At 71.5% G+C, this 11,792-nt stretch carries 11 protein-coding genes; 4 read left to right on the plus strand and 7 right to left on the minus strand.

Annotation, left to right across the window (positions count from 1 at the left end):
* Nucleotides 1-76 precede the first annotated feature (76 nt).
* From mraZ to dinB, 3 genes are all read right to left on the minus strand, one after another.
* On the minus strand, nt 77-508 hold the full coding sequence (gene mraZ, locus H9I38_RS02825) for a division/cell wall cluster transcriptional repressor MraZ (protein WP_226337106.1): 432 nt from the start codon (nt 506-508) through the stop codon (nt 77-79).
* A gap of 442 nt (nt 509-950) precedes the next feature.
* Nucleotides 951-1,406, minus strand: coding sequence for a DUF3040 domain-containing protein (locus tag H9I38_RS02830; RefSeq protein WP_226337107.1), 456 nt, complete (start codon nt 1,404-1,406; stop codon nt 951-953).
* Between the two features lie 8 nt (nt 1,407-1,414).
* Nucleotides 1,415-2,683 (minus strand): DNA polymerase IV, encoded by a 1,269-nt coding sequence (gene dinB / locus H9I38_RS02835; protein WP_226337108.1) that lies wholly within the window; start codon nt 2,681-2,683, stop codon nt 1,415-1,417.
* Nucleotides 2,684-2,750: 67 nt separating this feature from the next.
* On the opposite strand from dinB, the gene H9I38_RS02840 reads away from it, so the two are divergent.
* A complete protein-coding gene (locus tag H9I38_RS02840) occupies nt 2,751-3,872 on the plus strand; it encodes a polyprenyl synthetase family protein (protein WP_226337110.1) in 1,122 nt (373 codons plus the stop codon).
* A gap of 139 nt (nt 3,873-4,011) precedes the next feature.
* Here H9I38_RS02840 and H9I38_RS02845 read toward each other — a convergent pair whose 3' ends face one another.
* On the minus strand, nt 4,012-4,389 hold the full coding sequence (locus tag H9I38_RS02845) for an Rv2175c family DNA-binding protein (protein ID WP_413463503.1): 378 nt from the start codon (nt 4,387-4,389) through the stop codon (nt 4,012-4,014).
* 181 nt (nt 4,390-4,570) lie between these two features.
* Between H9I38_RS02845 and H9I38_RS02850 the strand changes: the two genes are divergently transcribed.
* Both H9I38_RS02850 and H9I38_RS02855 read left to right on the plus strand, forming a co-directional pair.
* On the plus strand, nt 4,571-5,980 hold the full coding sequence (locus H9I38_RS02850; RefSeq protein ID WP_226337116.1) for a LysM peptidoglycan-binding domain-containing protein: 1,410 nt from the start codon (nt 4,571-4,573) through the stop codon (nt 5,978-5,980).
* Nucleotides 5,981-6,097: 117 nt separating this feature from the next.
* On the plus strand, nt 6,098-7,609 hold the full coding sequence (locus H9I38_RS02855) for a protein kinase domain-containing protein (RefSeq protein WP_226337117.1): 1,512 nt from the start codon (nt 6,098-6,100) through the stop codon (nt 7,607-7,609).
* A gap of 72 nt (nt 7,610-7,681) precedes the next feature.
* Here H9I38_RS02855 and H9I38_RS02860 read toward each other — a convergent pair whose 3' ends face one another.
* Nucleotides 7,682-9,115 (minus strand): class II 3-deoxy-7-phosphoheptulonate synthase, encoded by a 1,434-nt coding sequence (locus H9I38_RS02860; RefSeq protein ID WP_226337118.1) that lies wholly within the window; start codon nt 9,113-9,115, stop codon nt 7,682-7,684.
* Between the two features lie 9 nt (nt 9,116-9,124).
* Nucleotides 9,125-9,907: a lysophospholipid acyltransferase family protein gene (locus H9I38_RS02865; RefSeq protein WP_226337119.1), complete on the minus strand. Its 783-nt coding sequence runs from the start codon at nt 9,905-9,907 to the stop codon at nt 9,125-9,127.
* A 78-nt stretch (nt 9,908-9,985) separates the two neighbouring features.
* On the opposite strand from H9I38_RS02865, the gene H9I38_RS02870 reads away from it, so the two are divergent.
* A complete protein-coding gene (locus H9I38_RS02870; protein ID WP_226337120.1) occupies nt 9,986-10,783 on the plus strand; it encodes an alpha/beta hydrolase in 798 nt (265 codons plus the stop codon).
* A gap of 7 nt (nt 10,784-10,790) precedes the next feature.
* Here H9I38_RS02870 and H9I38_RS02875 read toward each other — a convergent pair whose 3' ends face one another.
* Complete coding sequence (locus tag H9I38_RS02875) at nt 10,791-11,786, minus strand: ROK family glucokinase (RefSeq protein WP_226337121.1); 996 nt, start codon at nt 11,784-11,786, stop codon at nt 10,791-10,793.
* Between the last annotated feature and the right edge of the window lie 6 nt (nt 11,787-11,792).

Raw genomic sequence — 11,792 nt, forward strand, 5'->3', positions numbered from 1 at the left:
TGATCCCCCGTCGCTGCGGGCCTGGCTCAGGGGAAGTGAGTCAGGACCGCCGCGACAAGAGATCACGGCCAGCGGTCTAGAGGATGCCGGGAAGGACGTCCTCGTCGGTCTCAGAGAAGGCGGTCTCCTGTGCGGCGAGGTACTCCTCCCACGCGGCAGCAGACCAGATCTCGGCTCGGGTGCCAGCGCCGATGACGGCGATGTCCCGCTCCAGGCCCGCGTACTCCCGCAGATTCGCGGGAATGGTGATGCGGCCCTGCTTGTCCGGAGTCTCGTCCGAGGCCCCGGAGAGGAACACGCGGATGTAGTCGCGTGCCTGCCGATTCGAGATGGGCGCCTGGCGCATCTGCTCGTGGACCCGGGCGAACTCCTCCGCCGAGAACACGTACAGGCACCGCTCCTGCCCCCGAGTGAGGACGAGCCCGTCTGCGAGCTCCTCCCTGTACTTCGCGGGAAGGATCAGGCGGCCTTTCTCATCGAGACGCGGCGTATAGGTTCCGAGGAACATGCACACCGCCTCTCCTTGCGAACTGCCTCCTGGCACCTCCTCTGCCCTCCACTTTACTCCACTTGCCCCCACCTTCAAGACGACGACCCTCCGAATCGCCGAAGAAATGTGCAGAGATCCCTGAGAAATCGGGCGTGGAGGAAAGTGGAGGCCCGGTGGAGGACGAGGAGTCCCACGGCATCCAGACGAGGGCGGGGCCCCCGTTTCACGCCCCCGAACCGCCTCGGACGCCCCGCCGAGGAGGGCTGTGGAGGACGGTGGGGAGGAAAGTGGGGAGGAAAGTGGGGAGGAAAGTGGAGGGCCTCGAGTCCCGGCGGTCCCGAACCGGTGGAGGAGAGTGGAGCACCCCGGTTCAGGGCTCAGACAGAGAGCGGGCCGCAGTCAGACGACTGCGGCCCGCTCTCGCTCTGGGTCAACGCGCTCGGCCGGAGCGCGCACGGCGTCAGCGCTCCCGGCGCTGGTCCCACTTGTCTTCGAGGCTCTTCATGAATCCGCTGCTCGGACGGCCGCGGCCTCCCCGGCCCTCGCGGCGCGAGCCCTCATGGCGGGTCCGGGAGCCGGCATCCTGGCGCGGGCCTGCGAACGGTCCGGAGCGGGACGCGGTCGGCTGACCGTTCCGGCGAGGACGCGCGCCCTCTCCGCGGCCGAAGACGAGGTAGAGGCTGAGGGCGAGGACGAGGAATCCCACGGCCCCGAGAACAGGGCTCTTGACGAGCACGCCGGCGAGGACGGTTCCGAGCCCCGCCGCGCCGCCGGCGACGGCTGCGGCCCACTGCCGCGCTGTCGGCGGCTCGGGCTGCGCCGTCCCCGACATGGACGCCGAGAGATGGGGCTCCTCGCTGCTCAGCTGCTTCTCCAGCTCGGCGAGAACCTTCTGCTCGTGCTCTGAGAGTGCCATCGGGGTCCTTACGGTCTGTCCGGTCTCGTCTGACCAGGATATCCCGCACGTCCAGCCCCCGTCTCGGCGCGCCCGCGGCCGTCCCGGCTTCCGGACGAGCGCTCGTCGTCACCGGCGCGCATGACGCCCGCAACGCGGATGGAGGACTCGCCGAACCGGTCTCGGACGGCGTCCATGGCCCCCTCCGCAGAGCGCGCCTGCTCCTCCACGTCGAACACGTCGAACTGCTGTCCGGCGTCGGCTCTCGCGAGGCGGTCCACCCGGATCGAGAGGAGGCGGATCCCCGACTTCGCCGGGAGCTGCTCTGCGGCCACCGGCTCGGCCAGACGGAACGCGGCCTCGAAGAGGGCGCTGCTCGCATCCGTGGGGTGCTCGAGCTGCCGGGACCTCTGCACGTCCGTGAAGTCCGCCCAGCGGATCTTGACGCTGACGCCCTGACCGCTGATCCCCTGCCTCCTCAACCGCGCACCGAGGCGGTGGGCGATGTCGAGGAGCTCCGCGCGGACCTCCTCCACCGTGGTCAGGTCCTCTGCGAAGGTCCGGTCTGCGCTGACGGACTTCTCCTGCCGCCGGGGCTCCACCGGCCGCGGGTCATGCCCCCGGGCGAGCTCGCCGAGCTTGGCCCCGTTCTCGCCGAGGAGCCTCCTCAGCAGCGCGGGAGGGGCGTCGGCGACGTCTCCGATCGTCTCCATGCCGTGCCCCACGAGCCTCGACCTCGTCTTCTCCCCCACTCCCCAGAGGGCGCTCACCGGCAGGGGCCTCAGGAACTCGTCCGCGCGGTCCTCGGGGACGAAGAACAGGCCGTCCGGCTTGGACTGGGTCGAGGCCACCTTGGCCACGAACTTGCTCGAGGCCACGCCGACGCTCGCGGTCAGCCCCATCTCCTCCCGGATGCGGCGTCGGATGTCGCGGGCGATCGCCAGGGGCGAGCCGAAGATGCGCACCGATCCCGTCACGTCGAGGAACGCCTCGTCCACCGAGATCGGCTCGACCAGGGGCGTGTACGAGGAGAAGACCTCCATGACCCTCGCCGAGTACTCCCGGTAGAGCTCGTGCCGGGGCTCGACGACGACGACGCCCGGGTCCAGTGCCCGCGCCCGGGCCAGCGGCATGGCCGACCGGATCCCCTTGGCCCGCGCCTCATAGGACGCGGAGAGCACCACCGAGCGGCCGCCGTCGAACGCCACGAGGCACGAGCGCCCCGTGAGGTCCGGGCGCTCGAGAAGCTCCACCGAGAGGAAGAACGCGTCCATGTCCACGTGGAGGATCTGTCTCACGGCCCGGCCTCCTCGCTAGAGTGGAAGGTGATCTCGACCAGAGCGCTGGTCCCGTCGAAGGATGTCCATGACCGATTCTCACACGCAGCCGGATCCCGGGCTGTCCCCCGCGTTCCGAGACCGCCTCAACCGCCGTCTGGCGGAGGTCTGCCGGGATCGCGCTGACGAGGCTCGCGCCATCTCTCCCGAGGCGGCGGAGATGGTCAGCCGGATCGGGCAGCTCGCCGAGGGCGGCAAGCGCGTGCGCGCCATGCTCGCCTTCCACGCGTTCACGGCCTGCGGGGGCAGCCCCGAGAGCGGGGAGATCCTCGAGCTCGGAGCCACGATCGAGCTCTTCCAGGCGGCCGCGCTCATCCACGACGACATCATCGACCGCTCCGACACCCGCCGGGGCCGTCCGAGCGTCCACCGCTCTCTCGAGGCCCTCCACGGAGACCGGGGCTGGGGCCTCGACGCGGCGCGGTTCGGCGAGTCGGCGGCGATCCTCACGGGAGACCTCGCGCTCGCGATGTCCGACGAGCGCTTCGCAGCCCTCGGGGCGGCTCCCGGCTCTGCACTGCGGACCCGGTTCGACCGGATGAAGTGGGAGGTCATGGCCGGGCAGTACCTCGACATCGTGGAAGAGGTGGCGGCTGCCGCGGTGGGCCGTGAGGAGGCCGCTGACCGGGCGATGTCCGTCCTGCGCTTCAAGAGCGCGAAGTACACGTTCGAGCACCCCACAGCCCTCGGAGCCCTCCTCGCAGGGGCCGACGACGCGACGGCCGGCCGTTTCGCGGACTTCGCCCTCCCCATCGGCGAGGCGTTCCAGATCTCCGACGACGACCTCGGGGTCTTCGGGGACCCCTCTCAGACGGGCAAGCCCGCCGGCGACGACCTTCTCGAGGGGAAGCGGACCGTCCTTGTGGCCTTTGCGATGGAGGCCGCCGACGCCACACAGCGCCTCGCCCTCGAGAACGTCCTCGGCAACCGCGCCGCGTCCGAGGAGCAGATCGGCGTGGCGAGGGACATCCTGGAGAGGACCGGCGCCCGGCGTCGGGCTCTGGACCTGGCCCACCGCCTGGCCGAGTCCGGCCAGGCCCGGCTGAGCGCCCTCGCCGAGAGCGCCGAGATCGCCGGGAGCCCGCAGCGCCGTCAGGCCGTCCGGGAGCTCGAGGCTCTGGCCCAGCAGGTCGTCGAGCGCACGCACTGACGCCGCGCCCACCGTCGAGGCGCTCGCAGCCCCGAAGGCTCGCCGAGGCCCCGGCGGGAGGGCCGCTGCAGGCCGAACGCCATGGAGCCGTCCGCCGCTCGTCCGGCCGTCACCGGTTCAGCCGCCACCGGGCCGCCCGTCACCAGGCCAGCGTCTGGGCGCGCCGGCGCACTTCCGTCTTGCGGCCTTCGAGGAGCGCGTCCACGGGAGACCCCGGGAGGGACTCGTCCTCGGTGAAGAGCCAGTGGAGGGCGTCTTCATCCTCATAGCCCGCGTCGCGGAGCACCGAGACCGTGCCCTTGAGACTCTCGAGCACCTTGCCGCCGCGGACGAAGGCCGCAGGGACCTGGCGCACGCCGTTCTCCCCCACGCGGGCCGCGAGGAGGGCCCCCTCGGAGACCAGGCGGTGAACCGCCGTCACGGGGACGTCGAGGCTCTCGGCCACGTCCGGAAGGGGCATCCACTCGCCGATGAGGGCGTGGAGTTCGTCTGCACTGTGTTCACTCACAGTCCCCATTCTATTGAGCCTCGTGAACCTTAACCTTCCACTTCTGCTTGAGCCCTCCAAGCTCACATTCAGGTAACGTCGTGAATCGGCATCGGGGTGTCGCCTTGCGCCCGCCCTGCGCCTGTTGTACCTGGACCTTCCCCTCAGCTTCGGCCGGGGAGCGATGGTCCCCCTCTGTCCAAGGATGCTCATGACTGTTACTTCCCCTGCACGAAACCGGAGCACTGCAGCCGCACAGAAGACCGGGGCCGCGCGCATCATCGCACCCGCCGCCGCTGTCCCCGCGCTCGTCGCCGTCACGTCGGTGACCTTCCTGCAGCCCGCTGCCGCTGACTCGTACACGGTCAAGAAGGGCGACTCGCTCTCCCAGATCGCGCACACCCACGGGATCTCGCTCGACAACCTGCGCTCGATCAACCGGATCACCAACCCCAACCTCATCGTCGAGGGCCAGACGCTCCAGCTGCCCTCCCGCAAGGGCGGCTCGCAGGCCGCGGCCGCCAAGCCGGCCGCCACCGTCACCGCCCGCACCAAGGAGTGGGTGGACTCGAAGGCCGGCTTCGGCACGTGGAAGGTCTGGGACGCCCAGAAGCGCGTCCACTACATCCAGGGCACGGGCAAGCAGGCCAACACCTACATCTCCGTCTTCCTGGCCACGGGCAGCAAGGAGCAGGCCCGCGCCGCCGCGAAGCTCGGCACCGCCCCGGCCGCCGCCAAGGCAGCGCCGGCTCGCGCCTCGGTCCCGAACAAGGCGTACGTCAACGCAAGGGCTCCCTTCCAGACCTGGAAGGTCTGGAACGCCGCTGGCCAGTCCCAAACCTTCCAGGGAACCGGCGCCCAGGCCAACGCCTACATCAACACCTTCCTCGCCACCGGCAGCAAGGACCAGGCCCGCGCCGCCGCGGCCCGCCTCGGCTCCCTCTCCGCCCCGGCGCCCGCACAGGCTCCGGCCCGTGTCTCGGTGCCGAACAAGGCGTACGTCAACGCGAACGCCCCGTTCCAGACCTGGAAGGTCTGGAACCGCGCCGGCCAGTCCCACACCTTCCAGGGAACCGGCGCCCAGGCCAACGCCTACATCAACACCTTCCTCGCCACCGGCAGCAAGGACCAGGCCCGCGCCGCCGCGGCCCGCCTCGGCTCCCTCTCCGCCCCGGCGCAGGCGCCGGCGGGCGCCGTCCGGGCGCCGTCCGCCCCTGCGGCGAACTACTCCACGGGCAGCATCCAGAGCCTCGTGGCCCAGATCGCCCGCCAGTACGGCGTGGACCCGGCCCTCGCCCTCGCCTTCGCGGAGCAGGAGTCGAGCTTCCAGCCCAACGCGGTCTCGAGCGTCGGCGCCCTCGGCGTCATGCAGGTCATGCCCGCCAACCAGGGGTGGGTCTCCGGCCTCGCCGGCCGGCCGCTCAACCTCTCCAACACGGTGGACAACATCACCGCCGGAGTGGTCATGATCAAGCACCTGCTCAACACGTCCTCCTCGCGGGACAACGCGATCGCCTCCTACTACCAGGGAGCCGGAGCCGTCCAGATGTACGGTTGGTACCAGGACACCCACCGTTACGTCGCCGGCATCAACGCCCGCTACGCGCGTTACGCGGGCTGACCCAGCGTCAGCCGGAGAAGGCCCGGGACGTCCGCGGACGTCCCGGGCCTTCTCCGCGTTCGCGCCCGCACTCGAGCGCTGCCCGTCGGCTGACCCCGCAGGAAGACCGCCTGAACCATGAACCCACGACTCGCAGACGAACGGCAGCTCGCCGGATCGCTCATCGACGGCCGCTACCGGGTCCAGGGCGTGCTCGGCGTCGGCGGCATGTCCACGGTCTACTCGGCGCATGACGAGCGCCTCGGCCGAGACGTGGCCGTCAAGGTCATCTCCCCCGCCCTCGGCGCGGACGAGTCCTTCCTGCGCCGCTTCGACTCAGAGGCCCGTGCCTCCGCCCGGCTGGCGCACCCGAACGTCGTCGCCGTCCTCGACCGGAGCTCGGAGCAGTCGCTTCCGTACATCGTCTTCGAGCGAGTCTCGGGCGAGACGCTCCGCTCCGCCATCACCGCCGAGGCCCCCATGCCGCAGGGCGCGGCACTGCGCCTGTGGCGCCAGCTCGTCGAGGCGCTGGGCCATGCCCACGAGGCGGGCCTCATCCACCGCGACGTCAAGCCGGAGAACGTGCTGGTCACCCGGGACGGGACGGCCAAGCTCACGGACTTCGGCCTCGCCCGCGCCGTGGCGGAGGCCAAGACGACGGCGACCATCATGGGCACCGCGCGCTACGTGGCCCCGGAGACCATCGCCGACTCCCGCAGCGACGAGCGGAGCGACCTGTACTCCGCAGGCATCCTCCTCTTCGAGATGCTCACGGGGTCGGCGCCGTTCGAGGGCGCGAACCCGATCAACGTGGCCTACGCGCACGTGCACCGGGACGTTCCGGCGCCGTCCACCCGCGAGCCCGGAATCCATCCCGAGGTGGACTCCCTCGTCACCTGGTGCTGCGCCAAGGATCCGGACGAGCGTCCGCAGTCCGCCGCCGACCTCCTCCGGGAGGCGGAGCACATCGCGGGCATCCTCCCGCCGGACCGCCCTGTGCCGCCGAGGCCCGCGGTCAGCCCTTCGGCCGGCTCGCACGCCGCGTCCGAGCAGGACGGCCTCCCCACCACGTCGCTGGCCACCCGCCCCCTCACCCGCCTCGGCGGGCACCGCCTCCCGGGGCAGGCCAGCCCGACGACGGTGCTCGGCGCGCATCCTCGCGGTCCAGCGACGCCTCCTGCTCCGCGCGCCGAGGCGACATCACCGGAGGAGGGGCCCCGTCAGGACTTCGGCCGGCTCAGCCTCGACGAGGACACGCAGGCCTTTCCCGTTCCCGAGGCGGACAGCGCGGAGCGGTCAGAGCCGGATCACGGGGACCGCCCGTCCTGGGACGAGGGCGACTGGGGCCCGGATGAGCCCGTTCACGCCGAGGCCGGCTGGCCCGCCCAGGCATCTCCGCAGCCCAGCCGCCGACAGGCCCGGCGGGACGCCCGGAGACAGCTCGCACAGGACCGGCGTCCGCTGCGCTCCGTTCGGCCGTCTGGGGGCAGCGGCCTCACGGCCGCCCTGGTCATCATCCTGGCCATGGCCGTTCTGGCGCTCGGAATCGCGGTCTTCGTCTCCGGCCCGGCGGTCTTCCCGCTCCAGTCCGGCGCTGTGCAGCTCGGAACCGCGTGGACGGCCGTCATCAGCCTGAGCGTGTTGCCCTGACCGAACGCCGGCTGCGGCCGGGGCAGGCAGGCTCTCGATGCCGCCCGCCGGCCGCCCCGGCGTGACGCGCCCCTAGGACTCCGCGGCCGCCGAACGTCCCCGCTCGGGGGCGATCTGCTCTGCCACGAGGAACGCGAGCTCAAGCGACTGCTTGTGGTTCAGGCGCGGATCGCACAGCGACTCGTAGCGGTCCTCGAACGCGGCCTCGTCGATGGGGTCCGCGCCGCCGAGGCACTCGGCGACGTCGTCACCCGTCATCTCCACGTGCAGGCCGCCGGGCACCGTGCCCAGCTCCTTGTGCACCTCGAAGAAGCCGTTGACCTCGTCCATCACGTCGTTGAACCGGCGGGTCTTGTAGCCGTTGGCGCTCGTGACGGTGTTGCCGTGCATCGGGTCCGTGATCCAGAGCGGCTGGGCACCGGCCTCCTGCGCGGCCCGGATGAGCGGAGGGAGGACCTCGCGCACCTTCCCCGCGCCCATGCGGGAGATGAACGTGAGGCGGCCCGGCTGGCGCTCGGGGTCCAGCTTCTCGATGAGGGCCGTGACCTGCTCGGGCGTCGTCGTCGGCCCCAGCTTCACGCCGATGGGGTTCTGCACCTTGGAGAAGAAGTCCACGTGGGCGCCGTCGATCTCCCGGGTGCGCTCGCCGATCCAGATGAAGTGGCCGCTCGTGGCGTACGGGAGGGACGTGCGGGAGTCGAGGCGGGTGAGGGCGCGCTCGTAGTCGAGCAGGAGCGCCTCGTGGCTCGCGAAGAACTCGACGCGCTTGAGCGCCTCGAAGTCCGTGCCGCACGCCTCCATGAAGGTCACGGCCCGCTCGATCTGCGCGGCCATGGACTCGTACTTGGCGTGCGCTGGGTTGGACATGAATCCGCGGTTCCACTGGTACACCGCGCGGAGGTCCGCGAAGCCGCCGGTGGTGAAGGCGCGGATGAGGTTCAGGGTGGAGGCGGACGTGTGGTACGCCTTCAGCATCCGGGAGGGGTCCGGCTCGCGGTCCCCCGGCGTGAAGGGGAAGCCGTTGACGATCTCGCCGCGGAAGGCCGGCAGGGTCACGTCCCCGCGCGTCTCCTCGGAGGAGGAGCGGGGCTTGGCGAACTGGCCCGCCATGCGCCCCACCTTGATCACCGGGACCGAGGCCGCGTACGTGAGGACCACGGCCATCTGGAGGATGGTGCGGACCTTCGCCGAGATCTGGTCCGCCGTGGACCCGGCGAACGTCTCCGCGCAGTCCCCGCCCATGAGGAGGAAGGCCTCCCCGCGGGCGGCGGAGGCGAGGCGCTCCCGGAGGATGTCCACCTCGCCAGCGAACACGAGCGGGGGCAGGGCCGAGAGCTCCTCGATGGTCTGCTCGTAGGCCGCGTGGCCCGTCCACTCGGGCTGCTGCTTGATCGGCAGGCTCCGCCAGTCGTCCAGGCCCGGATACACGGCCGCGCCCGGCTGGGACTGGCCGGCGTGGACGTACTGGTGGCTCTGGGACCTCGGGGGATTCTGCTGATCGCTCACCCTCTCAGGCTAGTCCCCCGTGCGCCCGGCCTCTGCACCGGCCGTCCCCTCCTCGGACGCCTCGTCCGCATGATGAGACAGGTTGAGCCGGCGGGCGATGGCCTCGAGCTTCTGCTGCGCGATGCGCGCCTTCACCTCCGCCGCGTAGACGTCCACGTACTCCTGTCCCGAGAGGCGCATGAGCGAGGCCATGATCTCGTCCGTCATGGCGCGGAGGGTGGCATGGTCCTCCTCCCTGCCGGCCAGGTGCGAGAAGTCCATCGGCTTGCCGACGATGATGCCCACGCGGCGGATGCTCGGGACCTTCTTGCCGATCGGCTGCACTTTGTCCGTGCCGATCATGGCGACGGGGATGACCGGCACCCCCGCCTCGAGCGCGAGCTTGGCGACGCCGATCTTGCCCTTGTACAGCTTCCCGTCCGGGCTGCGCGTGCCCTCGGGGTAGATGCCGAGCAGCTTCCCCTCTTTGAGCGTGCGGACGCCCTCGGCGAGCGAGCTGAGGGACGCCGCGCCGCCCGACCGGTCCATCGGGATCTGGTTGGCCGCCTGGAAGAACATGCGGGTCAGGGTCCCCTTGAGGCCGCGCCCGGTGAAGTACTCCTTCTTGGCGAGGAAGGCCACGGGGCGCGGCACGTTGAGCGGGAGGAAGATCGAGTCGGAGAAGCTGAGGTGGTTGCTCACGAGGAGCGCTCCGCCCGAGGCGGGGATGTTGCCCACCCCCTTGATCCAGGGCCGGAAAACGGTGTTCACCACCGGTCCGATCACCACGGACTTCATGAGCCAATAGAACACGACGCCATCCTTCCGACACGGCCACGCTGACGATCCGCCTCTCTCATCCTAGAGAACCGCACGTGGAAAGCTGTTCCCATGACGCAGCTCCACGGTCCGCTCTCCCTCGCCCTCGACGAAACATCCCCGGCCGCTCGCGCGGCCTTCTCCCACGACGCGGAGCCCGACGGCGACGGCGGCACCGGGATCGTCCTCGTCCACGGCTTCACCGGGTCGCCCGCTGCGCTCGCCCGGTGGGCCCGGGTGTGCGCGGACGCGGGCCTGAGCGTGAGGCTCCCCCTCCTGCCCGGCCACGGGACGCGCCCGGAGGAGCTCGCGCGCACGCCGCGCTCCCATTGGACCGAGGCCGTCCGCAGCGCCGTCGAGGAGCTGCGGGGCACCTGCTCGCGCGTCGTCGTCGCGGGCCTGTCCATGGGCGGGGCGCTCGCGCTCATCGAGGCGGCGCGGGGCCGCGTGGACGGCGTGATCGTGGTGAACCCCGGCCTGCGGGTGGACCATCCCGCCTCGGCGCTCGCTCCCGTGCTGCACTACGTGCGCCCGTTCCTCACCTCGATCGGCAACGACATCGCGCGCCCGGGCCGGGACGAGGGCGCGTACTCGCGGACGCCCGTGGCCGCCGTGGCCCAGGTGCGCGGCCTCTTCGCCGAGGCGAGGCGGGCGCTGCCGGAGATCGAGGTGCCCGTCCTCGGCTTCTTCTCCTCGACGGACCACGTCGTGGGGCCGGCGTCGCGGAAGGCGCTGGAGCGCGGGCTGCGGCCCGGGCTGCTCAGGACCGTTCCGCTCGAGCGCTCGTTCCACGTGGCCACGATGGACCACGACGCGGACACGGTCTTCGAGGAGAGCCTCGGCTTCATCCGGGGGCTCGCGGAGCGCTGAGACCCCGTCACGCGCGCTGTGCGGCCTCCCGGCGCGCGCTCTCGGCCGCGCCGACGAGTCCCGCGTCGGCTCCGAGGCTCGCCGCGACGACGTCCGCGACCGGGCGGTAGCCGCGGCCGGTCAGGTTCTTCGCGAGCGCATCGCGAGCGGGCCCGAGGAGCAGCTCCCCCGCCGCAGACAGCCCGCCTCCGATGACGAACCGTCCCGGGTCCAGCGCGGCGGCGAGATTGGCGAGCCCGATGCCCAGCCACTCGCCGACCTCCACGAGGAGCTCCCGGGAGAGCGGGTCTCCCGCGAGCGCCTCCTGGGTGACGAGCGCGCCGTCGACAGGGCGCCCGGCGCGGGCGGCCGCCTCGGCGAGCGGCACTGCAAAAGGCGCCTCGGCCTCGGTCATCTCCCGGCCGAGCCGGCCGAGCGCGTTCCCGGAGGCGTACTGCTCCCAGCACCCTCGGTTGCCGCACTCGCAGAGCTGTCCCCGGGGAACGAAGATCTGGTGTCCGAACTCTCCGGCCACGCCCCAGCGCCCGCGCTCCACGCGGCCGTCCGTGACGATGGCCCCGCCGATGCCGGTGCCGAGAGTGATGACGACGAGCCGCGGCTCCCCCTGCCCGGCTCCGAAGCCGGATTCCGCGACGGCGGCGGCGTCCGCGTCGTTGAGCACGATGACGGGCCTGCCGAGGCGCCGCTCGAGGTTCTCGCGCAGCGGCTCGTTGCGCCAGGCGAGGTGCGGCGAGAAGAGGACGGTGGAGTTGGAGAGGTCCATCCAGCCGGCGGCGCCGACGCCCACGCTCGAGACGCACGTGCCGTCCGCGAGCTGCTCCACGGCGGCGGCGATGGACGTCTCGACGTCCGCGCGGGACCGCCCCGGAGTGGGCAGGACCACCTTGCGCTTGATGACGCCGTCCGGCGAGACCAGGCCCGCCGCGATCTTGGTGCCGCCGATGTCGACGCCGATCGCGTCGCACGCCTCTGTTCCAGCCCGCTCAGACCTCTGATTCTCCATCGCGAC

It is taken from the genome of Arthrobacter sp. UM1, from assembly GCF_020483305.1.
Taxonomy (GTDB): Bacteria; Actinomycetota; Actinomycetes; order Actinomycetales; family Micrococcaceae; genus Falsarthrobacter.